We start from the raw sequence: 23,896 nt of genomic DNA on the forward strand, positions 1-23,896 counted from the left end.
CCGGGCGTCACGCCGCCTCGCCCGCGGGGGGGCGGGGGGGGGGGGCGGCCCCCCCCGGGGGGGGGCCCCCGGGGGGGCGGCGGGGGGGGGGGGGGGGGGGGGGGCCCCCCGGCCGCGCGGGGCGCCCCTCCACCGGATTTCTACCGTACGGACGCGGTCAGCGGCCCGCGGGGGGTTGCTCCCGCCGGGGCTCGAGCCGGATGAGGACCGACTTCGCCGCAGGCGTGTTACTGGTGTCGGCGGTGTGGTCCAGCGGGATCAGGACGTTCGTCTCCGGGTAGTAGGCGGCGGCGCAGCCCCTCGGGGTCGGGTAGTGCACCACCCGGAAGCCGTCCGCCCGCCGCTCGCTGCCGTCGGTCCACTCGCTGACCAGGTCGGCGTGGTCGCCGTCGCCCAGACCCGCGGCGGCCGCGTCGTCTGCGTGCACCAGGACCACGCGGCGGCCGCCCTTGATGCCGCGGTAGCGGTCGTCGAGGCCGTAGATCGTGGTGTTGTACTGGTCGTGCGAACGCAGCGTCTGGAGCAGCAGCCGGCCCTCGGGCACCTCGGGGTATTCCACCGGCGCCGCCGTGAAGTTGGCCTTGCCGGTGGCGGTGGGGAAGGTCCGCGAGTCCCGCGGGGCGTGCGGCAGGGTGAAGCCGCCGGGGCGCCGCACCTTGGCGTTGAAGTCGTCGAATCCGGGCACGACGCGGGAGATGCGGTCCCGTATCAGGTCGTAGTCCGCCTCGAAGTCCGCCCACGGCACCCCGCTGCGGTTCCCGAAGACCGCCCTGGCCAGCCGGGAGACGATCGCCGGCTCCGACAGCAGCTGCGGGGACGCGGGCTTCAGCCCGCCGTGGGAGGCGTGCACCATGCCCATCGAGTCCTCGACGCTGACGAACTGCTCGCCGCCTGCCTGCACGTCCTTCTCGGTGCGCCCCAGGGTCGGCAGGATCAGCGCGCGGGCGCCGGTCACCACGTGCGAGCGGTTCAGCTTGGTGGACACGTGGACGGTGAGCCTGGCGCGGCGCATCGCCGCCTCGGTCACCTCGGTGTCGGGCGAGGCGGCCACGAAGTTGCCGCCCATCGCGAAGAAGACCCTGGCCTCGCCGTCCCGCAGCGCCCGTATCGCGCGCACCACGTCGAAGCCGTGCCCGCGGGGCGGCTCGAAGCCGAACTCCTTGCCCAGGGCGTCGAGGAAGGCCGCGGCGGGCCGCTCGAAGATGCCCATCGTGCGGTCGCCCTGCACGTTGCTGTGGCCGCGCACCGGGCACACCCCGGCGCCCGGGCGGCCCACATTGCCGCGCAGCAGCAGGAAGTTGACCACTTCGCGGATGGTGGGCACGGAGTGCTTGTGCTGGGTGAGGCCCATCGCCCAGCACACCACGACGCTCTTCGCGCCGAGCACCAGGGCGTGCAGCTTCTCGATGTCCGCCCGGTCGAGCCCGGTCGCGCGCAGCACCTCGTCCCAGTCGGTGGCCAGGGCCGCGGCCTCGTACTGAGCGAAGCCGTGCGTGTGCTCCGCGATGAAGTCCCGGTCCAGGGCCCCGTCCTCGATCAGCAGCCGGCCGAGGGCGCGGAAGAGCGCCTGGTCGCCGCCGAGCCGGATCTGCAGGAAAAGGTCGGTCAGCACGGTGCCGACGCCCGCCAGGCCCGCGGCCGTCTGCGGGTTGCGGAAGCGTTCGAGGCCCGCTTCCGGCAGCGGGTTGACGGTGACGATCGTCGCGCCGCCGCGCTTGGCCTTCTCCAGCGCCGACAGCATCCTCGGGTGGTTGGTGCCCGGGTTCTGGCCCGCGACGATGATCAGCTCGGCGCGGTCGAGGTCGTCCAGCAGCACGCTGCCCTTGCCGACACCCAGCGTCTCGGTCAGCGCCGACCCCGACGACTCGTGGCACATGTTCGAGCAGTCCGGCAGGTTGTTGGTGCCGAACTCCCTGGCGAAGAGCTGGTAGAGGAAGGCGGCCTCGTTGCTGGTGCGGCCCGAGGTGTAGAAGACGGCGCGGTCGGGGGAGTCCAGGGCGTGCAGCTCCTCGGCGACCAGCTCGAAGGCCCGCTCCCAGGGCACGGCCTCGTAGTGCTCCGCGCCGTCCGCGAGGTACATCGGCTGGGTGATCCTGCCCTGCTGGCCCAGCCAGTAGCCGCTGCGGCGGGCCAGGTCGGCGACCGGGTGCGCGGCGAAGAAGTCGGGGGTGACCCTGCGCACCGTCGCCTCCTCCGCGACGGCCTTGGCGCCGTTCTCGCAGAATTCGAAGGTGTGCCGGTGCTCGGGCTCCGGCCAGGCGCACCCGGGGCAGTCGAAGCCGTTCTTCTGGTTGACCTTGAGCAGCGTCAGCGTCGCCCGTCTCGCCCCCATCTGCGCCCCGGCCGCCTTCACGGTGTGCCCGATCGCGGGCAGCCCGGCGGCAGCCTGCTTCGGCGCGGTGACACGCGGTGCGTCCTGTACGGGGTCCCCTGCGGGCGGCTTCTTGGGCATGGGCCGATCCTGCCACCGTTTCCCGCCACGGGCGCCGGGCCTGTCACGGAGGGGAGGGACGGGAATGTCGGTGGTGCGTGGGAGGATCCGTACGTGGCAAAGAACGCATCGAAGACGACGAACGACCGCCCCCGCCTGATGCTGCTCGACGGGCACTCGCTGGCGTACCGGGCGTTCTACGCGCTGCCCGTGGAGAATTTCAGCACCGCCACCGGGCAGCCGACGAACGCGATCTACGGCTTCACGTCCATGCTGTCGAACACCCTGCGTGACGAGCAGCCGACGCATCTGGCGGTCGCCTTCGACGTCTCGCGCAAGACCTGGCGGTTCGACGAGTATCCGGAGTACAAGGCGACCAGGTCCAAGACGCCCGACGAGTTCCGCAGCCAGGTGGAGCTGATCGGCGAGCTGCTGGACGCGATGGGCGTGAACCGCTTCGCGGTCGACGGGTACGAGGCGGACGACGTCATCGCCACCCTGGCCACCCAGGCCGAGGAGCTGGGGTACGAGGTGCTGATCGTCACCGGCGACCGGGACGCCTTCCAGCTGGTCAGCGACCACGTCACCGTGCTGTACCCGACGAAGGGCGTCTCGGAGCTGACGCGCTACACCCCGGCGAAGGTCGAGGAGAAGTACGGCCTGACGCCTCGGCAGTATCCGGACTTCGCGGCGCTGCGCGGCGACCCCTCGGACAACCTGCCGGGCATCCCCGGCGTGGGCGAGAAGACGGCGGCCAAGTGGATCACCCAGTTCGGCTCCTTCGCCGAGCTGGTCGAGCGGGTCGACGAGGTGAAGGGCAAGGTGGGCGAGAATCTGCGCGCCCACCTGGACGCCGTCAAGCTCAACCGTCGGCTGACCGAGATGGTGCGGGACGTCGAGCTGCCGCTGACCCCCGAGGGCCTGGCACGGGTGCCGTACGACCGGCAGACGCTGGTCGGCGTGCTCGACGTGCTGGAGTTCCGCAACGCGAACTTCCGCGAGCGGCTGTTCGCCGCCGATCCCGGCGCCGAGCAGGAGGAGGCGGAGATCGCCGAGGGCGTCGCCGTCGAGGGCACCGTGCTCGCGGCCGGCGACCTGCCGGACTGGCTGGCCGCGCACAGCGCGGTGCCGCTCGGCCTGGCCAGCGTCGACACCTGGGCGCTCGGCTCCGGGAGCGTCACCCAGGTCGCGCTGGCGTCCGCCGACGACGCGGCCTGGTTCGACCCGTCCCAGCTGGACGAGACCGACGAGCGGGCCTTCGCCGGCTGGCTCGCCGACCCTCAGCTTCCCAAGGTGCTGCACAACGCGAAGAACACCGCCCGGGTCTTCGCCGAGCACGGCTGGTCGGTCGCAGGGGTGTCGATGGACACCGCGCTCGCGGCCTACCTGATCAAGCCCGGCCGCCGGTCCTTCGCGCTGGACGTGCTGTCGGTGGAGTATCTGGGCCGCGAGCTGGCGCCGGTCGACTCCGGCAGCGGGCAGCTGGCGTTCGGCGAGGAGAGCGAGGACGAGGGCGCGGCGGCCGCCGGTGCGCTGATGGTGCAGGCGCGTACGGTCCTCGACCTCGGCGAGGTCTTCGGCCTGCGGCTGCCCGAGGTCGGTGCGGCCGGGCTGCTGCACGACCTGGAGCTGCCGACCTCGGAGCTGCTGGCCCGGATGGAGCGGGCCGGGATCGCGGCCGACCGCGCCCATCTGGAGGGCCTGGAGCAGCAGTTCGCGGCCGCGGTGCAGCACGCGGTGACCGAGGCGCACGCCTCGGTGGGACACGAGTTCAACCTGGGCTCGCCCAAGCAGCTCCAGGAGGTGCTGTTCGGCGAGCTGAATCTGCCCAAGACCAAGAAGACCAAGACCGGTTACACGACGGACGCCGACGCGCTCGCGTGGCTGGCCGCGCAGACCGACCACGAGCTGCCGGTGATCATGCTGCGGCACCGGGAGCAGGCCAAGCTGCGGGTCACCGTGGAGGGCCTGGTCAAGTCGATCGCCCCGGACGGACGGATCCACACCACCTTCAGCCAGATCGTGGCCGCGACCGGGCGCCTGTCGTCCACCGACCCGAATCTGCAGAACGTGCCGGTCCGCACCGACGAGGGCCGGGCCATCCGCCGCGGCTTCGTCGTCGGCGAGGGGTACGAGTCGCTGCTGACCGCCGACTACAGCCAGATCGAGCTGCGGGTGATGGCCCACCTGTCCGAGGACGAGGGCCTGATCGCGGCCTTCACCACGGGCGAGGACCTGCACACCACGGTCGGCTCGCAGGTCTTCGGTGTCGGCAGGGACGCGGTGGACGCCGAGATGCGCCGCAAGATCAAGGCGATGTCGTACGGCCTGGCGTACGGCTTGTCGGCCTTCGGCCTGTCCCAGCAGCTGGCGATCGAGGCGGCCGAGGCGCGGGCGCTGATGGAGACCTACTTCGAGCGGTTCGGCGGGGTGCGGGACTACCTGCGCCGGGTCGTGGAGGAGGCCCGCGGGACGGGGTACACCGAGACGCTGCTCGGCCGCCGCCGCTACCTGCCCGACCTCAGCAGCGACAACCGGCAGCGCCGGGAGACGGCCGAGCGGATGGCGCTGAACGCCCCGATCCAGGGCTCCGCCGCCGACATCGTGAAGCTCGCGATGCTGCGGGTCGACGAGGGGCTGACCCGGGAAGGTCTCGCGTCCCGGATGCTGCTCCAGGTGCACGACGAGATCGTGCTCGAAGTCGCCCCCGGCGAGCGGGAGAAGGTCGAGGAGCTGGTGCGCCGCGAGATGGCCGGGGCCTATCCGCTGCGGGCACCGCTCGATGTGTCGGTGGGTGACGGCGCGGACTGGGAGTCGGCCGCGCACTGACCGCCGCGGGACGCCACGGCCGGCGCCCGGACGGTCGGGGCACGGGCGGTCGGGGCACGGGCGGCCGGCGGCCGGAAAGTGCGGGCCGGCGGGGGCTGGTGAGGGCATGCCGGGCCCGTCGCAGGGGCAGCGCACGCTGCCCCTGCGACGGGCGGGCGGCCACCCGCCGCGGTGCGCGCCCGGCCCGACGACCTGCGGATGACCAGCAGGGAAACGCTGCGCGGTGACAAGCGAACGGTGCCCGTTTGCGCACATTTTGAGCATGCCGACGCGGTGGTCACGTGATGCAAGTTGCCGTAGGGTCGGTCGAGTTGTGGCGCCGGGAACGGCGCGTTCTCACACATGGGAGGGGACCGCTCTATGGCAGCGCGGCGTTATGGCCGGAGGCTACGCAGGGGAGCGGCAGGCACCGCGGTCGCCGCCGCGGCGATGGCGGCGCTCAGCGCGTCACAGGCACCGGGCTTCCTCCCGGTCGCCCATGCCGCCGCCGCGGCGGAGCAGCAGGACCGCACGGTCGTCACACCGCCGCCCGGGCCGCCCATCGACGGCGGTTCGCCGTACATCACGGACCTGCCCCCGCTGAACACCCCGACGGGCCCGCCGCTGGCGTCCCCCACCACCACACCCGGCAGCCAGACGGTGAACGTGCCAGGCGGCGCGGGACTGCCCGCCTCGGTGCTCGCCGCCTACCGGCGGGCCGAGGCGTCCGTCGCCCAGAGCGACCCCGGCTGCCACCTGCCGTGGCAACTGCTGGCCGCCATCGGGCAGGTGGAGTCCGGCCAGGCACGCGGCGGGGCGGTCGACGCCGACGGCACCACGTACTCCCCGATCCTCGGGCCGGTCCTGAACGGCAACGGCTTCGCGAACATCAGCGACACCGACGGGGGCCGCTACGACGGCGACCCGGTGCACGACCGGGCCGTCGGCCCCATGCAGTTCATCCCCTCGACGTGGGAGCACTGGGGCGCGGACGGCAACGGCGACGGGATCGACAACCCCAACAACGTCTACGACGCGGCGCTCGCCGCCGCCCACTACCTGTGCGCCGACGGCCGCGACCTGTCCGTGCCGCAGCAGATGGACCGGGCGATCCTCGGCTACAACCACTCGCAGGCCTACCTGAACCTCGTCAGGTCCTGGTACGACCACTTCGTGCAGGGCGGCGCCGTGTCGGTGCCCGACCGCTCCGGCACGCCCGGCGGCCCGGCGGTCTCCCCGACCGGCACCCCGGCCGCGCCGCCCACCACACCGGCGGGCACCCCCACGCCGTCGACCAGCCTGACGCCGCTTCCGCCGCGGACGCATCCGAGCGGCCCGTCCAAGCCCAGCACCGGCCCCACGACCGGCGAACCGAGCACCGGCCCCAGCACCCCGCCGACCGGTCCCACCACGACGCCGCCGACCGGCGACCCCACCGACCCGCCGACCACACCGGCGTGCCCCTCGCCGTCCGCGACCGGGACGCCGACGGCCACAGCGACCCCGACCCCGACGGACACGCCCACCGACGACCCCTGCGCCACCCCGACGCCGTCGGACTCCGCGACGCCCACGCCGACCGGCAGCGGTGCGGCGACCCCCGACGCGGCACTCTCCCCGGCGCCCTGACCGCGCCCTGACCACAGCCAGGACCGGCGCGCTCCGAACTGAGCGCGCCGATCCTGGGGGTTCGGCTCCTGCCCGCCGCCGCGCCGGCCGTTCCGCGAAAGCCGGCCACGACGAGGCCGGCGGCGGCATCGTCCCCGAGCAGCCCGCCGCCAGGGCCCGATTCCCGGTCGCCGGCCGGTGCGCTCCCGCTCGCACCCGCCGGCCGGCGCGCGCCGATCCGCGGGCTCAGCCGCGCCTGGTGTTGGTGCGCCGGGTCGGCGGGGCCGTCGACGGGTCCTCCGGCCAGGGATGCCGGGGATAACGGCCGCGCAGTTCGGCACGCACCGCGCGATAGCCCTCACGCCAGAAGGACGCCAGGTCCGCGGTCACCGCGGCCGGGCGTCCCGCGGGGGACAGCAGATGCACGAGCACGGGCACCCCGGCGACCCGCGGGGTGTCCGCCAGGCCGAACAACTCCTGCAGCTTCACGGCCAGTACGGGCTGCTCGCCGCCGTAGTCGACCCGGATCCGCGAGCCGCTGGGCACCTCGATCCGCTCGGGCGCCAGCTCACCGAACCTCGCCGCCGCGCCGCTCGCCCACGGCAGCAGCCGGGGCAGTGCGGCGCCCGCGTCGATCCGCTCCAGGTCGGCGCGGCGGCGAGCGGTGGCGAGTTCCTGGCCCAGCCACTCGCCGGCCCTGGCCAGCAGCGCGTCCTCCGCGACATCGGGCCACGGGTCGCCGAGCACCCGGTGGAGGAACGCCATCCGCTGCCTCAGCTCCCGGGAGTCCCGGGTCCACCGCAGCAGCCCGGTGCCCTCGGCCGCGAGGCCGTCGAGCAGCGCCGCCCGCACCGCCTCCCGGTCGGGGGAGCGCAACGGCGCAGCGCTCAGCTCCACCGCCCCCAGCCGCTCCACCCGCCTGGCCACCACATCGCCCTGCGCCCAGCGCACCTCCTCGTAGCGCTCGAGCGCCCAGGCCGCCGCCGTACGCGCCGTCTCCTCGTCCACCACCGCGGCCAGCCGCACCCGCGCCGCCGCCCGCCCTACACCGCGATCGGCCACGGCCACCGCGATCCACTCGGCCCCGCCGAGCCCCGCACCGACCTCGGCGCCGGTGCCGGACACCATCAGATACGCGCCTTCCGCCCGCCGCCGCGCCAGCCGCTCGGGGAAGGCCAGCGCCACGACGAGGCCCGCGGCGGCATCGTCGCCGAGCGACGCGCCGCCGGGGGAGGAGTCCCGCTTGCCGGTCAGCGCGCTCCCGGCCGGTGAGCCGCCGGCCGGTGAGCCGCCGTCCGGTGAGCCTTCGGCCGTGCGCAGGGCGGTCGACAGGCGGCGGGTCTCGGTGCGCCAGCGCGCGCCGTACGCGTCACCGGCGCGGCGGGCCGCGTGCCAGGCGGCGCTGAGGTCGGGCCCGTAGCCGGCAGGTACCTCCTCGGAGAGCAGCGCGGTGACCTCGGCGGCACGTTCTGCGCCCAGCACCGGGGCGGCGTCCAGCAGGGCGCGCGCGAGCCGCGGGTGCAGACCGAGCCGGCCGAGACCGCGCCCGCGTGCCGTGGCGCGGCCCGCCGCGTCGACCGCGCCCAGCGTGCGCAGGGTGCCGCGGGCGGCCGCCAGCGCGCCGGGCGGCGGCGGGTCGAGCAGGGCAAGGCCGGTGGCGTCCGGCTCGCCCCAGCACGCGGCCTGGAGCGCGAAGCCGGTGAGGTCGGCCAGCGCGATCTCCGGCGCGGGCTGCCGGGCCAGCCGGTCGTGCTCGCCCTGCGACCAGCAGCGGTGGACCGTGCCCGGTGCCTCACGCCCGGCGCGCCCGGCCCGCTGCTCGGCCGCGGCCCGCGACACCCTGACGGTGGTCAGCGCCCCGAGGCCCCTGGCGTGGTCCATCCGCGGCTCGCGGGCGAGGCCGCTGTCGACCACGGTCCGCACCCCGGGCACGGTCAGGCTGGACTCGGCGACCGAGGTGGCCAGCAGCACCCGGCGGCGCTCTCCCGGCGCCAGCGCCGCGTCCTGCACCGCCGCCGGCGCCCGGCCGTGCAGTTGCAGGACGTCGACCCCGAGACCCGACAGCATCCCGGCCACCCGGGCGATCTCCCCGACGCCGGGCAGGAAGCACAGCACGTCCCCTTCGCCCTCGGCCAGCGCCCGGCGGACGACCGCCGCCACATGGTCGAGCAGCGCCGGGTCGACGCGCATGCCGTGCGGCGGCCGGACCTGCCGGGGCGGCGGCGCCCAGCGCACGGCCACCGGGTGCAGGACGCCTGCCGCCTCCACCACGGGGGCGTCGAGCAGCGCGGCCCAGGCCGCCGTGTCCGTCGTCGCGGACGCGGCGACCAGCCGCAGGTCCGGCCGCAGCGTGGCGCGCACGTCCAGCAGGAAGGCCATCGCGGTGTCCGCGTCGAGGTGCCGCTCGTGGCACTCGTCGAGCACGACGGTGCCGACGCCTGCCAGTTCGGGGTCGCGCTGCAGCCGCTGCAGCAGCACACCGGTGGTGACGACCTCCACGGCGGTGGCCGCCGACACCCGCCGCTCGCCGCGCACGGTGAAACCGACGGTCCCGCCGACCTGCTCACCGAGCAGCCAGGCCATCCGCCGGGCGGCGGCCCTGGCCGCCATCCGGCGCGGTTCCGCGACGATCACCCGCCCCGCGGGGCGCCCGTCCGCACCGGCCAGCAGCAGCGGCACCAGCGTGGTCTTGCCGGTGCCGGGCGGCGCGGCCAGCACCGCGCAGCCGCGGTCCGCGAGCGCGTCGAGCAGCGCGGGGACGACCGCGGCCACCGGCAGCGCGCGCCCCTCGGGCCTGATCGCCAGGCCCCCGGCGCCGCCTGCTCCCGCCCCGCCGGCTACCGGCCCGGCCACGGCACCGCCCGGCCTGCGGCGGCCCGCGCACGGGCGCTCCGGCCGCCGGCGGCCCGCGGTCGGGCTTTCCGGCCGCTGACGGCTTGCGTACCGGCGCGACGCACCCGGGCGTCCCGCGTACCGGCAGGCCGCGTACCGGCAGGCCGTTTACCGGCGCTCCGCCCGGCAGGCGCCGCGCCCGTACGGCCGGGTACCGTCATTCCGCCACGCAGACGAAGATCGCCGTGCCCGGCAGCAGCCGGCCGCGCAGCGGGGACCAGCCGCCCCACTCCTGCTCGTTCCACGCCGGCCACTCCGGTTCGACCAGGTCGACCAGCCGCAGCCCGGCGGCGGCGATCTCACGGACCCGGTCGCCCAGCGTGCGGTGGTGCTCGACGTAGACGGCGAGGCCGCGGTCGTCCTGCTCCACGTAGGGCGTCCGGTCGAAGTACGAGGAGGCGGCGGTCAGCCCCTCCGCGCCCGGCTCGTCGGGGAAGGCCCAGCGCACGGGGTGGGTGACCGAGAAGACCCAGCGCCCGCCCGGCCGCAGCACCCGGCGCACCTCGCGCTGCACCCTGCCGGTGTCGGCCACGAAGGGCAGCGCCCCGTACGCCGAGCAGGCCAGGTCGAAGGAGCCGTCGGCGAAGGGCAGGAAGGCGGCGTCGGCCTGCACCAGCGGCAGCGGCTCCGCCCCCTGGGCCTCCTCGGCCTCCAGGTCGATCCGCCGGGCGTGCTGGAGCTGCCGCCGCGACAGGTCGAGGGCGACGGGGAGGGCTCCCTGGGCGGCCAGCCAGCGCGAGCACTGGGCCGCGCCGGCGCCGATCTCCAGCACGGCGAGCCCCTTCAGGCCGGCCGCGGGGCCCAGCAGCCCGGCATCGGCCTCGTCCAGCCCCTCGGGGCCCCAGACGAAGCGGTCGTCGCCGAGGAAGTCGCCGTGCTCGACCTGGTAGTCGTCGGCATTGCGGTCCCACCAGCCACGACTGGCCCGGCTGCTCTCCGTGACCCCTGCATTGCGCCGGGTGGCTTCGGGTTCAGGTCCTTGGATCATCGCGGTAGTCGTCGTACTCTCTGAAAAGACCTGTGGTCGTGGGACTTACGCCGGTTTGGTTCGTTACGCGCCCGGTGCGGTCTTCGTGCATTGACCGTGCCCGGCTGCCCCCGTATGCTACAAGTTGCGCTGCGAGCCTGCGCGCCTCAGACGGAGCAGGCCACGCTCGAATCTGTTGCAGATCCCACAGCCCCAGGCTGGCGGTATCAGGGCAGGACCGAAAAAGGCTCCCGGCGTAGCTGTACCTACGACTTACTGTCCGTACCGGAGTCCTTTCCCTAATGACGAGCAGCACCGAGGCCCCTCGTACCACCCCGCAGGTGGCGGTCAACGACATCGGCAACGAGGAAGCCTTCCTCGCCGCGATCGACGAGACGATCAAGTACTTCAACGACGGCGACATCGTCGACGGCGTCATCGTGAAGGTCGACCGGGACGAGGTCCTGCTCGACATCGGTTACAAGACCGAAGGTGTCATCCCCTCCCGCGAGCTGTCCATCAAGCACGACGTCGACCCCAACGAGGTCGTCGCCGTGGGCGATGAGATCGAGGCCCTGGTCCTCCAGAAGGAGGACAAGGAAGGCCGCCTGATCCTCTCGAAGAAGCGCGCGCAGTACGAGCGCGCCTGGGGCACCATCGAGAAGATCAAGGAAGAGGACGGCATCGTCACCGGTACCGTCATCGAGGTCGTCAAGGGCGGCCTCATCCTCGACATCGGCCTGCGCGGCTTCCTGCCCGCGTCGCTGGTCGAGATGCGGCGCGTCCGCGACCTCCAGCCCTACGTGGGCAAGGAGCTCGAGGCCAAGATCATCGAGCTGGACAAGAACCGCAACAACGTGGTCCTGTCCCGCCGTGCCTGGCTGGAGCAGACCCAGAGCGAGGTCCGCCAGACCTTCCTCACCACCCTGCAGAAGGGTCAGGTGCGCTCCGGCGTCGTCTCCTCCATCGTCAACTTCGGTGCGTTCGTGGACCTCGGCGGTGTCGATGGTCTGGTGCACGTCTCGGAGCTGTCCTGGAAGCACATCGACCACCCCTCCGAGGTCGTCGAGGTCGGCCAGGAGGTCACGGTCGAGGTCCTGGACGTCGACATGGACCGCGAGCGCGTCTCCCTGTCGCTGAAGGCGACCCAGGAAGACCCGTGGCAGCAGTTCGCCCGCACGCACCAGATCGGGCAGGTCGTGCCCGGCAAGGTCACCAAGCTCGTTCCGTTCGGTGCGTTCGTGCGCGTCGACGAGGGCATCGAGGGCCTGGTCCACATCTCCGAGCTGGCCGAGCGCCACGTGGAGATCCCGGAGCAGGTCGTCCAGGTCAACGACGAGATCTTCGTCAAGGTCATCGACATCGACCTGGAGCGTCGCCGGATCTCGCTGTCCCTCAAGCAGGCCAACGAGTCCTTCGGCGCCGACCCGGCCTCGGTCGAGTTCGACCCGACCCTCTACGGCATGGCCGCGTCGTACGACGACCAGGGGAATTACATCTACCCCGAGGGCTTCGACCCCGAGACCAACGACTGGCTCGAGGGCTACGACAAGCAGCGCGAGGAGTGGGAGGGCCAGTACGCCACGGCCCAGACCCGCTTCGAGCAGCACCAGGCCCAGGTCATCAAGTCCCGCGAGGCCGACGAGCAGGCGGCGGCCGAGGCCGGCACCGCGGCTCCGGCGCCCGGCGGCGGCGGTGGCACCGGTGGCGGTTCGTACTCCTCGGAGTCCGACGACACCTCCGGCGCCCTTGCCTCCGACGAGGCCCTGGCGGCCCTGCGCGAGAAGCTGGCCGGCGGCCAGAGCTGACCGCTTGCCACCAGCAGTCGCGGCCCCGCTCCCCTTTCCGGGGGGCGGGGCCGCACCGCGTGGTAGGCCCCGCGCCGCCCGGTGGTGGCCGCACGGCGGGAATGGCGGGCCCCCGCCGTTCGTTGTGGTGACCAGATAACGAGGAGGACGATCATCGTGCTGGATCCGCAAGGGCTGTATGAGTACGTGCCGGGCGGGGCCGAGGCCGTGGACGAAGCGGTCGGGGACGCAGGTCCCGTGCTGCTCTACCACTTCGAGGGGTTCATGGACGCCGGCGAGACCGGCGAACAGATCAGCCAGCAGCTGCTCGACCGGCTCGACAACCAGCTCATCGCGCGTTTCGACGCCGACCGGCTGGTGGACTACCGGGCCCGCCGCCCGCTGATGACCTTCGAACGCGACCACTGGACCTCCTACGAGGCGCCGGAAATCGACCTCTATCTGGTCCGCGACACCACCGGCACCCCGTTCCTGCTGCTCACCGGCTCCGAGCCGGACGTGGAGTGGGAGCGCTTCGCCGGCGCGGTCCTCGAGGTCATCGAGCGCCTCGGCGTCCGGATCGCCATCAACTTCCACGGCATCCCGATGGGTGTTCCGCACACCCGCCCGGTCGGGCTGACCCCGCACGGCAACCGGGTGGACCTGATGCCCGGTCACCGCGCCTGGTTCGACGAGGCCCAGGTGCCCGGCAGCGCATCCGCGCTGGTCGAGTTGCGGCTGGCCGAGGCAGGCCGTGACGTGCTGGGCGTCGCCGCCCACGTGCCGCACTACCTGGCACGCTCCCCCTACCCGGACGCGGCCCTGGCCGTGCTGGAGGCGATCACCGCCGCCACCGGGCTGGTGCTGCCCGAGATCGCGCACGCGCTGCGCAACGAGGCGCACACCGTCAGGGTCGAGATCGACCGGCAGGTCGCCGAGGGCGACGGCGAGCTGGTGTCCGTGGTGCGCGGCCTGGAGAGCCAGTACGACGCGGTCGCCGGGTCCCAGTCCCGCGAGAGCCTGATCGCCGAGCCCGTCGACCTGCCTTCGGCCGACGACCTCGCGGCCGAGTTCGAGCGCTTCCTGGCTGACCGTGAGGACGACGGCGGCCGCTGAGTAGGCTGGCCGCCATGCTGACAGTAGGCCTGACCGGCGGAATCGGGGCCGGCAAGAGCGAGGTGGCGCGCCTGCTGGCGTCCTACGGGGCGATCCTGGTGGACTCCGACCGCATCGCCCGCGAGGTGGTCGAGCCCGGTACCGAGGGGCTGGCCGCGGTGGTCGCCGAGTTCGGCGCCGGTGTGCTGGCAGCCGACGGGTCGCTCGACCGGCCGAAGCTCGGCGCGATCGTCTTCGCCGACGAGGGCCGCCGCAAGGCACTCAACGCGATCGTGCACCCGCTGGTCGGGGCCAGGTCGGCGGAAGTCCAGCGCAGCGCGGGCCCAGGGGACATCGTGCTGCACGATGTGCCGCTGCTTGCCGAGAACGGCCTGGCCCCCCACTACGACGTGGTCGTCGTGGTGGACGCGGATTCCGGCACCCGTCTCGACCGCCTGGTGGGGCTGCGCGGCATGACGCCGGACGAGGCCCGGTCCCGGATGGCCGCCCAGGCGAGCCGGGAGGAGCGGTTGGCCGTCGCCGACCTCGTGATCGACAACGACGGCCCGCTCGACGCGCTGGAGCCGCAGGTGAAGGCGGTGTGGGCGCGGCTGCGCGAGCGGCTGCGGTCGCGGGACGGGGCATAGCCGCCCCGGGGTGGCGGCCGTATGGGGGGAATGCGGTTGCCGACCGTCGCGTTGGGTATGTCTGACCAGACGATCATTCGTCCCCGTACCCCGATGTCAGGGAGGCGGACGTGCCCGAGCGCACCCCCGAGACCGACGTGATCGACTTCCGTGCCGCCGAGCAGCTGCTCGCGGCTCGCGACCCGCGCGGCGCGGTCAAGCTGCTTGACCCGGTCATCGCGGCCCACCCGGAGAACACCGCGGCGCGGCTGCTGCGTGCCCGCGCCTTCTTCCTCGCCGCGCAACTGCGCCCCGCGGAGCTGGAATTCCAGATCGTGCTGGAGCGCGAGCCGGACAACGCGTTCGCCCACTTCGCGCTCGGCCGCACCCTGGAGCGCGCCGACCGGGCCGACGAGGCGAAGCGCCACTTCAGGCTGGCCGCGGCCCTCGAACCCCGCCCCGACTACCTCGCCGCGGCCCGCTTCGACGCTTAGGGCCCGCCGTCCGGATCTCCCGCCGGGGCTGATCGCGCGGCCTGCCGACGGCTCGTCAAAGTCCTGTCAAGAAAGCGCCCTCCGGTAGGCAACCGGCGGGCGCCGCCGTTATCTTCACACCCTTGACCGAGGGGAGCGGGGGGACATGGAAGTCGTCGTGGTGCTGGTGGTCATCGCAGCGGTGGTCGGCCTGATATCGCTGGTGAGCGGCGTCCGGGTGGTCAAGCAGTACGAACGCGGGGTCGTCTACCGCTTCGGCCGGGTCAGCGCGCTGCCCAAGGAGCCCGGGCCGCGCCTGCTGGTGCCCTTCATGGACCGGATGACCAAGGTCAACATGCAGGTCGTCACCATGCCCGTCCCCTCGCAGGAGGGCATCACCCGCGACAACGTCTCGGTCCGGGTCGACGCGGTGCTCTACTTCCGGGTCGTCGACCCGGTCAGGGCGACCGTGGACGTGCAGAACTACCAGTTCGCGATGCTCCAGGTCGCGCAGACCTCGCTGCGTTCGATCATCGGCAAGAGCGACCTGGACGACCTGCTGTCCGGGCGGGAGAAGCTGCACGAGGGCCTGGAGCTGATGCTGTCCACTCCCGCCACCGGCTGGGGCGTGCACATCGACCGGGTGGAGATCAAGGATGTGGCGCTGCCCGAGTCCATGAAGCGCTCCATGGCGCGGCAGGCGGAGGCCGACCGCGAGCGGCGGGCCAGGATCATCACCGCCGACGGCGAGCTCCAGGCCTCGCACAAGCTCTCCGAGGCGGCCAGGACCATGGACGCCAACCCGGCGGCTCTGCAACTGCGGATGCTGCAGACCGTGGTGGAGGTCGCCGCGGAGAAGAACTCGACGCTGGTGCTGCCCTTCCCGGTGGAACTGCTGCGCTTCTTCGACCGTGCCTCCCAGGGCGCGGCCGCCGCCGCACCGGCGCCTGAGGCGGGCCGGGAGCCGGCCGTGGAACACGAGCCCGCGGCGGCCGAAGGGCCCGCCGAGGTCGAGCAGGCCGCAGGCCGCACCGAGCTGCCGGGAGCCGCCTCCCCGCTGCCGATCCCCGACCCCAGGGCATCGGAGGAGTGACCGCGCGCCGCCGTGCCCCGCGGTCGCCATGACCCGGGGCCTGGCCGGCGCGGCACGCGCCGGCCCGGCGGCTCTGCGCGCAGGCCCGCGCACCCTTCGTACCGCCGGTGGCGCCGGTCAGAACAGCGGCGCGGGCAGTACCCCTTCGAGTGCCAGCAGGCTCCGCTTGATCTCCAGGCCGCCGCCGAAGCCGCCTATGCCCCCGCCGCTCTCGATCACCCGGTGGCACGGCACCACGACCGGCAGCGGGTTGGCGCCCATCGCGCCGCCCACCGCACGGGCCGCGTCCGGCTCGCCGACCCGGTCGGCCAGATCCTGATACCCCACCACCGTGCCGTACGGCACACCCTCGGCGAGCTCGCGCAGCACCCGCCGCTGGAAGCCGGTGATCAGCGACCAGTCGAGCGGCAGGTCGAAGCCCTGGCGCGTGCCCGCGAAATAGCCGTCCAGCTGCGCGGTCACCGGGGCGAGCCGCGCGGCGTCCTCGACCGGGGTGCAGCCCAGCCGGCGCCCGAGCGCCGCCACCGCCCGCGCGGCGGTCTCCTCGTCGGCCCTGAAGACGACGAGGAGAAGGCCCTGCTCGGTGGCCGCGAGCAGCAGCGGTCCGATGGGCGCGTCGTACATGGTCCAAGCGGCACTCGTCATGTCGGCAACCCTAGGCGCAGGGTCTGACAACGCGTCGGGTGGCGAGGCGGCGGCGGCAGGGGCCGGGCCGCAGGACCGGTCGGGAGGCCGTGCCGCCCTGGCCTCTCACGTTCGGTCGCCGGATGGTCACCTTCGGTCAGGCGCCGGCCGCGATCGGGGCCGGGTGCGCCGGCGCGGTCGCGGCGCGTGTCCGGGGCGGGGCGGCCCGGCGCGCTGCCGTGGTGGCGGCCGGGCGGCCGTGCCGCGGCCCGGCGCGCCGCCCGTGGTCCCGCGGCCCGGCCGATTGTCGGTGGGTGGTCGTACCGTGGTGGGATGCGGCCCGTTTCAGACATCGAACGTACTGTGGCGCCTTTCGAGGTCGTCAGCCCCTTCCAGCCCAGCGGCGACCAGCCCGCTGCCATCGACGACCTGGAGCGGCGGATCCGCGCGGGCGAGCAGGACGTGGTGCTCCTCGGGGCCACCGGCACCGGCAAGTCGGCCACGACGGCCTGGATGATCGAGCGGCTGCAGCGCCCCACCCTGGTGATGGCGCCCAACAAGACCCTGGCGGCGCAGCTGGCCAACGAATTCCGCGAGCTGCTGCCGAACAACGCGGTCGAGTACTTCGTCTCGTACTACGACTACTACCAGCCCGAGGCGTACGTCCCGCAGACCGACACCTACATCGAGAAGGACTCCTCGATCAACGAGGAGGTGGAGCGGCTCCGGCACTCCGCCACCAATTCCCTGCTGACCAGGCGCGACGTCGTCGTGGTCGCCTCGGTGTCCTGCATCTACGGCCTGGGCACCCCGCAGGAGTACATCGACCGCATGGTGCGGCTCAAGGTCGGCGACGTCATCGACCGCGACCAGCTGCTGCGCCGCTTCGTTGACATCCAGTACACGCGCAACGACCTGGCCTTCACCCGCGGCACCTTCCGGGTGCGCGGCGACACCGTCGAGATCTTCCCGGTGTACGAGCAGCTGGCCGTGCGGATCGAGATGTTCGGCGACGAGATCGAGGCGCTGTACACCCTGCACCCGCTCACCGGCGAGGTCATCACCGAGGACGAGCAGATCTACGTCTTCCCCGCCACCCACTACGTGGCCGGTCCCGAGCGGATGGAGCGGGCCATCGCCGGGATCGAGAAGGAGCTGGAGGGCCAGCTCGCGCAGATGGAGAAGCAGGGCAAGCTGCTGGAGGCCCAGCGGCTGCGGATGCGCACCACCTACGACATCGAGATGATGCGGCAGATCGGCAGCTGCTCCGGCATCGAGAACTACTCACGGCACATCGACGGCCGCGAGCAGGGCAGCGCCCCCGACACCCTCATCGACTACTTCCCCGAGGACTTCCTCCTGGTCATCGACGAGTCGCACGTGACCGTGCCGCAGATCGGCGCGATGTACGAGGGCGACGCGTCCCGCAAGCGCACCCTGGTCGACCACGGCTTCCGGCTGCCGTCCGCGCTGGACAACCGCCCGCTGAAGTGGGAGGAGTTCCTGACCAGGGTCGGCCAGTCCGTCTACCTCTCGGCGACTCCCGGCCCCTACGAGCTGTCCCGCGGCGACGGGGTGGTCGAGCAGATCATCCGCCCGACCGGCCTCATCGACCCGGAGGTGGTGGTCAAGCCCACCGAGGGCCAGATCGACGACCTGGTGCACGAGATCAGGCTGCGCACCGAGAAGGACGAACGGGTCCTGGTCACCACGCTGACCAAGAAGATGTCGGAGGACCTCACCGACTACCTGCTGGAGCTGGGCATCCAGGTCCGCTATCTGCACAGCGACATCGACACGCTGCGCCGGGTGGAGCTGCTCCAGGAGCTGCGGGCCGGCGAGTACGACGTGCTGGTCGGCATCAACCTGCTGCGCGAGGGCCTCGACCTGCCCGAGGTGTCGCTGGTGGCGATCCTGGACGCCGACAAGGAGGGCTTCCTGCGGTCCGGCACCTCGCTGATCCAGACCATCGGCCGCGCGGCCCGGAACGTGTCGGGACAGGTCCACATGTACGCCGACCGGATCACGCCCGGCATGGAGCGGGCGATCGAGGAGACCAACCGCCGGCGCGAGAAGCAGATCGCGTACAACACCGAGCGCGGGGTCGACCCGCAGCCGCTGCGCAAGAAGATCGCCGGCATCCTCGACTCCTTCGCCCGCGAGGACGCCGACACCGAGGAGCTGCTCGGCTCCGGGCGGCAGCGCTCGCGCGGCAAGGCGCCGGTGCCCGGCCTGTCGGGGAAGGCGGGCAAGCGCGCGTCGGGGTCGGTGCCGGCCGAGGAGCTGGCCGACCTCATCGGGCAGCTGACCGACCAGATGCACGCGGCCGCGGCCGAGCTCCAGTTCGAGGTGGCCGCCCGGATCCGGGACGAACTGGGAGACCTGAAAAAGGAGTTGCGCCAGATGCGGGAGGCGGGAATGGCGTGACGGCGGCCGAAATCGCCGCAGGACGAACCGGGATACGGTCGGTCCGCGTCTTGTTAGGGTGCGGGCAGCAACCGCACACATCAGGTGACGGGTGAGAGGGGCAAGCGCGTGACGGTCAACATGACCAAGGGCCAGAAGATCAGCCTGAGCAAGGCCGACGGAGGCTCGTTGACGGCGGTCAGGATGGGGCTCGGCTGGAAGGCGGCGCCGCGCCGCGGGCTGTTCGGCAGCCGCACCAGGGAGATCGACCTGGACGCCTCCGCGGTCCTCTTCGCCGACAAGCAGCCGGTCGACGTGGTGTTCTTCCGCCACCTCACCAGCGACGACGGTTCCGTCCGGCACACCGGTGACAACCTGGTCGGCGGTGTCGGCCAGGGCGGCGACGACGAGTCCATCATCGTCGACCTGTCCCGAGTCCCCGTGCACGTCGACCAGATCATCTTCACGGTCAACTCGTTCACCGGCCAGACCTTCGCCGAGGTGGAGAACGCGTTCTGCCGCCTGGTCGACGAGACCAACGGGCAGGAGCTGGCCCGCTACACGCTGACCGGCGGCGGCGCGTACACCGCCCAGATCATGGCGAAGGTGCAGCGCGGCGCGACCGGCTGGTCGATGACGGCGATCGGCACCCCGGCCAACGGCCGGACGTTCCAGGACCTGATCCCGGCCATTCTTCCCGCGCTCTGACGGCGGGTCCGGCCGGACGGCCGTAGCAGTTCACCTACACAGGAAGACGGGGGCGGCGGACATGGCGGCCGAACTGGTCCGGGGACAGAACCACCCGCTGCCCGGCAACCGGCTGGAGATCCGGGTGTCGGCGGGTACACCGGTAGTGGCCGCGGTCACCCTGGGGGACGAGGCGGGCCGGGTCGTCGGCGACGGCGAATGGATAGCCCACCCCGGTGAGCCGCAGCTCGCCGGGGTCGAGGTGCCGCGGCAGGCCGCCGCGGACCACCGCCTCGCCGTGGACCTCGGCGCCATGCCGCCCGCGGTGCACCGGGTGCACGTGCTGCTCGCGCTGCCCGGTGCCGCGGCCCGCCCGGGCGCGCCCGCCGACTTCGGCGCCGCCCCCGCCCCCCGGCTCGCCGTCACCACACCGGACGGCAACGCCATCGCCGGCTTCACCATCACCGGGCTCGGCGCCGAGACCGCCCTGCTGGCCGTCGAGCTCTACCGCCGCCAGTCCGCCTGGAAGGTCCGCGCGGTCGGCCAGGGCTACCGGGGCGGCCTGCCCGCGCTGTTCCTCGACCAGGGGGTGCCGGACCCGCGGGGTACCGCCGAGGCGGTGCACACCGCGGTGGACCGCGAGCAGGCCCGCTCGATCGACCTGCCCGCGCCGCCGCCCACGGGCGGATCAGGCGTGGGCTACCACCGGGCGGACCGCGGCGCCGCCGGCGGCGCGAACCGCCCGGGCACCTCGGCGTACAGCGACGGGCGCGGAACCGGCGCGGGCGCCGGGGCGGGGGCACCGCAGACCTCGGGGCCCGGCACCGAAGCCGGGACACCGGCGGCAGGCGCGGCGGGACCCGTGGACTACCGGCACCCCAGGCGCCGCAACGCGCCCCCCGCGGCGCCGCGGGACACGCCCGCGCGCCCCGCGCAGGTGCCGCCGCCGCGGGAGACCGCACCCGGGCAGGGCTACCCGCCGCCGCCCGCGCAGGCGCCCCGGGTGCCGGTCGCAGGCGACGCGGCCGGGCGCTCCATGGAGGAGCGGCTGTACAACCAGGTCTGGGGCATGTTCGAGGACCTCTCGCGGACCGTGGCTGCCTACCGCAGCGCCGCGGACTTCGCCGAGTCCCGCTTCGAGCAGGAGCTCGACCGGCTGCTGGCCGACCCGCGCACCCGGGGCGGCCCGGCGGCGGAGGCGGCCCGTGAGGCGGCGCAGGGCAAGCAGGCGGCACTGGTCGACCAGGCCAGGGCGGTGCTCGACCGGGACCTGGCGCAGCTCGCCGCGGAGGCGGAAGCCGTCGAGCCGGCGCTGCCGCCGGAATTCGCCGGCTGGGAGAATCCGGCCTGGCACGGCTACCGGGTGCCGGGCCGGCTGCCGCTGGCGGTGCGGCTGGGGAGCCTGTGCCTGCCGGAGGCGCCCGAGCTGCGCATCCCGCTGCTGAGCCGGCTCCCGCTGGAGCGCGGCCTGTGGGTGGACAGCTCGGAGAACCGCCGTGCGGCCATGGAGGTCGCGGTGTCGACAGCGGCCAGGCTGCTGGCCTCGCATCCGGTGGGCAGCTTCGCGGTGCACGCCCTCGACCCCGCGGGTTCCGGCGCCACGGCACTCGCCCCGCTGCACGCCGGCGGTGCGCTGGTGCTGCCGCCCCCGGCGGCGGGCGCGGCAGGGGTCAATGATCTGCTGACCCGGCTCACCGAGCGGGTCGACCTGATCCAGATGGCCAGGCGCGGCGGGGCGGCCGACGACCTGCCGCCCGGTTTCGACACCGCGGAGCAGCTGCTGATCGTCAACGAGTTCCCGTACGGCTTCGACGACCGGTCGGTCAACCTGCTGCGGTATCTCGCCGACGAGGGCCCGTCGGCGGGTGTCCACCTGCTGCTGGTGGCCGACCGGGAGGACGCGGCGGCCTACGGCCCCGTGCTCGATCCGCTGTGGCGTTCGCTGCTGCGGCTCACCCCGCTGCCCAGCGACCACCTGGCCGACCCGTGGGTGGGGCACGCCTGGACGTACGAGCCGCCGCTGGTGCCGGCGGGCAGCCGGATCCTCGGCGACGTGCTCAGGCAGCTGGCCGCAGCACGCCCGGCGTACGGCACCTGACCTGCGTTTTTACTTCCTCCTTTACCATTTCTTGGTTATTCGTGTACGGTTCTTTGACTGAGTCGTTTCGACCCGCCGGAGGACCTGTGGACGTCTCCCTCGCCCTCTGGGTGCTGACCATCGCCGGATTGTGCGCGCTGATCGGCGCGGACTTCCTGGTCGGTCGCACCCCTCACGACGTGTCCGTCCGCGAGGCGGGCCTGTGGACCGCGGTCTGGGTGGTCCTCGCCGCCCTCTTCGGCCTCGGCCTGATGATCTTCTCCGGCGGGCAGCCAGCCGGGGAGTTCTTCGCGGGCTACATCACCGAGAAGTCGCTCAGCGTCGACAATCTCTTCGTCTTCGTGCTGATCATGGGCAAGTTCGCGGTGCCCTCGCAATACCAGCAGCGCGTCCTGCTGGTCGGTGTGCTGATAGCGCTGGTGCTGCGGGCGGTCTTCATCGCCGCGGGTGCCACGATCGTCGCCAGCTTCTCCTGGGTGTTCTTCGTCTTCGGCGCCTTCCTGATCTGGACCGCCTGGAAGCTGGTCAAGGAAGCCCGCACCGAGTCGCAGGACGACGACGAGTTCGAGGAGAACCGGCTGCTGAAGATGGTCGAGAAGCGGGTGCCCGCGACCGACCGCTACCACGGCACGAAGCTGTTCATCACCCGCAACGGCAAGCGGCTGATGACCCCGATGCTCGTGGTGATGCTGGCCATCGGCACCACCGACGTGCTCTTCGCCCTGGACTCCATCCCGGCGATCTTCGGCCTCACCCAGGACCCGTACATCGTCTTCACCGCCAACGCCTTCGCCCTGATGGGCCTGCGCCAGCTGTACTTCCTGATCGGAGGCCTGCTCAAGAAGCTGGTCCACCTGTCCTACGGGCTGTCGGTGATCCTCGGCTTCATCGGCGTGAAGCTGGTGCTGCACGCCCTGCACGAGACGGGCGTCCACGTCCCGGAGATCTCCATCCCGGTCTCGCTCGGCGTCATCGTCACCGTCCTGGCCGTCACCACCGCCACCAGTCTGCTGGCCACCCGCGGCGCCCCCGCGCCCGGTGAGGCCGCGGAGATCAGCGGGGCCGCGGAGGCCGGCGGGGCCGCGGAGATCGGCGGGGCCGACGACGACAGCGACACACCGGCGGACACGTCCGACCAGCGGATAGAGGCCTGACCTCCCCCTGCGTGCCGCGCACCGCCCGCCGGGGTCTACCGTTGCCCCGTATCGGACGGTAGACGTGGAAAGGCGCGGATGTGGCGAGCCCCCAGGCCCTCCCCGAGCTGACCGGAGCCCGGTATCTCGACACCTGGCAGCTCGACTCGGTGGCCCTGGTCGCCGTCCTGCTGCTCGGTGCCTGGTACGCCCACGGGGTGCGCCGCCGGAGACGCGCAGGGGAGCGCTGGCCGCTGTGGCGTAGCGCCGCCTTCTACGTACTGGGGCTCGGCACGCTGGTCGTCGCCACCATGTCCTCGCTGGCGGTCTACGACCGGGTGCTGTTCTGGCCGGCAGCCGTGCAGAACATCCTGCTCGACCTCTTCGCACCGCTCGGCCTCGCCCTCGGCGACCCGCTGGGGCTCGCCGACCCGGGCGGCCGGCTGCACCGGGCCTTCTCCTCCCGGCCGGTGCGCGCCCTCACCTATCCGCTGGTCAGCTCGCTGCTGGTGCTCGCCTCCGAGCTGACCATCTACTTCACGCCCTACTTCGCCACCGCGCTGGGCAACCCGCTGGTCCGCCAGCTGATGCACCTTCAGCTGCTGCTCACCGGCAGCCTGTTCGTCCTGCCGATGCTCAGCCGGCAGGAACTGCTGCCGCGCTGGTGCACCCACCCGGTGCGGGCGGCGCTGGTCTTCCTCGACGGCCTCTTCGACTCGGTGCCGGGCATCGTGGTGATGACCAGCGGCACCCTGGTCGCGGGGCACTGGTACACCGATCACCCCCGCAACTGGGGGCCCAGCGTGGACCACGACCAGATGCTCGGCGGCGGGCTGATGCTGACGCTGGCGGAACTCGTCGGGCTGCCCTTCATCCTGCTGGTCTTCCTGGAGTGGTGGCGGGCGGAACGCACCAAAACCGCGGAACTGGACGCCCGGCTGGACCGCGAGGCACTGGCGGCGGTCCCGCCCGCCGCCGCGCCCGCGGCGGCCACGGCCGGTGCCCCCGCGGCTGCCCCCGCGGCGGCGGCCCCCGCCGCGGCGCCCGCCGTGCCCGGCATGACCAGGCCCTGGTGGGAGACCGACCAGGGGGAAGTCGGCGAACGGATGCGACGGGGCCGCTGACCGCCCCCTCTTCTGCCCGCAGGAGCGTTCGACCGGCCACCCGG

The 23,896-nt window shown here is 73.1% G+C and carries 16 protein-coding genes; 12 read left to right on the top strand and 4 right to left on the bottom strand.

The annotated features are described in order from the left end of the window. Positions 1-157 precede the first annotated feature (157 nt). A complete protein-coding gene (locus ACGFMP_RS27030) occupies positions 158-2,452 on the bottom strand; it encodes an FdhF/YdeP family oxidoreductase (RefSeq protein ID WP_393675605.1) in 2,295 nt (764 codons plus the stop codon). A 93-nt stretch (positions 2,453-2,545) separates the two neighbouring features. Between ACGFMP_RS27030 and polA the strand changes: the two genes are divergently transcribed. Together polA and ACGFMP_RS27040 are read left to right on the top strand one after the other, a co-directional pair. Then, entirely contained in the window at positions 2,546-5,260 is a 2,715-nt protein-coding gene (gene polA, locus ACGFMP_RS27035) for a DNA polymerase I (RefSeq protein ID WP_393675606.1), read from the top strand. 360 nt (positions 5,261-5,620) lie between these two features. After that, positions 5,621-6,868 (top strand): lytic transglycosylase domain-containing protein, encoded by a 1,248-nt coding sequence (locus ACGFMP_RS27040; RefSeq protein WP_393675607.1) that lies wholly within the window; start codon positions 5,621-5,623, stop codon positions 6,866-6,868. Positions 6,869-7,093: 225 nt separating this feature from the next. On the opposite strand, the gene hrpB is transcribed toward ACGFMP_RS27040, so the two are convergent. Both hrpB and ACGFMP_RS27050 read right to left on the bottom strand, forming a co-directional pair. Next, positions 7,094-9,652 (bottom strand): ATP-dependent helicase HrpB, encoded by a 2,559-nt coding sequence (gene hrpB, locus ACGFMP_RS27045; protein WP_393675751.1) that lies wholly within the window; start codon positions 9,650-9,652, stop codon positions 7,094-7,096. Positions 9,653-9,896: 244 nt separating this feature from the next. Then, a complete protein-coding gene (locus ACGFMP_RS27050) occupies positions 9,897-10,727 on the bottom strand; it encodes a class I SAM-dependent methyltransferase (RefSeq protein WP_393675608.1) in 831 nt (276 codons plus the stop codon). A gap of 281 nt (positions 10,728-11,008) precedes the next feature. Between ACGFMP_RS27050 and rpsA the strand changes: the two genes are divergently transcribed. The 5 genes from rpsA to ACGFMP_RS27075 all read left to right on the top strand — a co-directional run bounded on the left by rpsA (position 11,009) and on the right by ACGFMP_RS27075 (position 15,780). After that, on the top strand, positions 11,009-12,514 hold the full coding sequence (gene rpsA / locus ACGFMP_RS27055; RefSeq protein WP_393675609.1) for a 30S ribosomal protein S1: 1,506 nt from the start codon (positions 11,009-11,011) through the stop codon (positions 12,512-12,514). Positions 12,515-12,670: 156 nt separating this feature from the next. Continuing rightward, positions 12,671-13,609, top strand: coding sequence for a PAC2 family protein (locus ACGFMP_RS27060; RefSeq protein WP_393675610.1), 939 nt, complete (start codon positions 12,671-12,673; stop codon positions 13,607-13,609). 14 nt (positions 13,610-13,623) lie between these two features. Continuing rightward, positions 13,624-14,235 carry a dephospho-CoA kinase gene (gene coaE, locus ACGFMP_RS27065; protein WP_393675611.1) on the top strand — a complete coding sequence of 204 codons (612 nt, stop codon included), beginning with the start codon at positions 13,624-13,626 and terminating at the stop codon, positions 14,233-14,235. 110 nt (positions 14,236-14,345) lie between these two features. Continuing rightward, positions 14,346-14,708, top strand: coding sequence for a tetratricopeptide repeat protein (locus ACGFMP_RS27070; RefSeq protein ID WP_393675612.1), 363 nt, complete (start codon positions 14,346-14,348; stop codon positions 14,706-14,708). 145 nt (positions 14,709-14,853) lie between these two features. Then, entirely contained in the window at positions 14,854-15,780 is a 927-nt protein-coding gene (locus tag ACGFMP_RS27075; protein WP_393675613.1) for a slipin family protein, read from the top strand. A 117-nt stretch (positions 15,781-15,897) separates the two neighbouring features. On the opposite strand, the gene ACGFMP_RS27080 is transcribed toward ACGFMP_RS27075, so the two are convergent. Continuing rightward, the gene (locus ACGFMP_RS27080; protein WP_393675614.1) at positions 15,898-16,425 is read right to left on the bottom strand and encodes a methylated-DNA--[protein]-cysteine S-methyltransferase; all 528 of its coding nucleotides are present in this window, start codon (positions 16,423-16,425) and stop codon (positions 15,898-15,900) included. Between the two features lie 312 nt (positions 16,426-16,737). On the opposite strand from ACGFMP_RS27080, the gene uvrB reads away from it, so the two are divergent. The 5 genes from uvrB (at position 16,738) to ACGFMP_RS27105 (ending at position 23,852) form a co-directional block, all read left to right on the top strand. After that, positions 16,738-18,831 carry an excinuclease ABC subunit UvrB gene (gene uvrB / locus ACGFMP_RS27085; RefSeq protein WP_393675615.1) on the top strand — a complete coding sequence of 698 codons (2,094 nt, stop codon included), beginning with the start codon at positions 16,738-16,740 and terminating at the stop codon, positions 18,829-18,831. Between the two features lie 108 nt (positions 18,832-18,939). Further along, a complete protein-coding gene (locus ACGFMP_RS27090; protein WP_393675616.1) occupies positions 18,940-19,518 on the top strand; it encodes a TerD family protein in 579 nt (192 codons plus the stop codon). A 61-nt stretch (positions 19,519-19,579) separates the two neighbouring features. Next, positions 19,580-21,595, top strand: coding sequence for a TerD family protein (locus ACGFMP_RS27095; RefSeq protein ID WP_393675617.1), 2,016 nt, complete (start codon positions 19,580-19,582; stop codon positions 21,593-21,595). An 86-nt stretch (positions 21,596-21,681) separates the two neighbouring features. Continuing rightward, positions 21,682-22,749 (top strand): TerC family protein, encoded by a 1,068-nt coding sequence (locus ACGFMP_RS27100; protein WP_393675618.1) that lies wholly within the window; start codon positions 21,682-21,684, stop codon positions 22,747-22,749. 80 nt (positions 22,750-22,829) lie between these two features. Further along, positions 22,830-23,852, top strand: coding sequence for a cytochrome c oxidase assembly protein (locus ACGFMP_RS27105; protein ID WP_393675619.1), 1,023 nt, complete (start codon positions 22,830-22,832; stop codon positions 23,850-23,852). Positions 23,853-23,896: the final 44 nt, after the last annotated feature.

Origin of the sequence: Streptomyces sp. NPDC049040, assembly GCF_043197715.1 — a bacterium.
Taxonomy (GTDB): Bacteria; Actinomycetota; Actinomycetes; order Streptomycetales; family Streptomycetaceae; genus Actinacidiphila.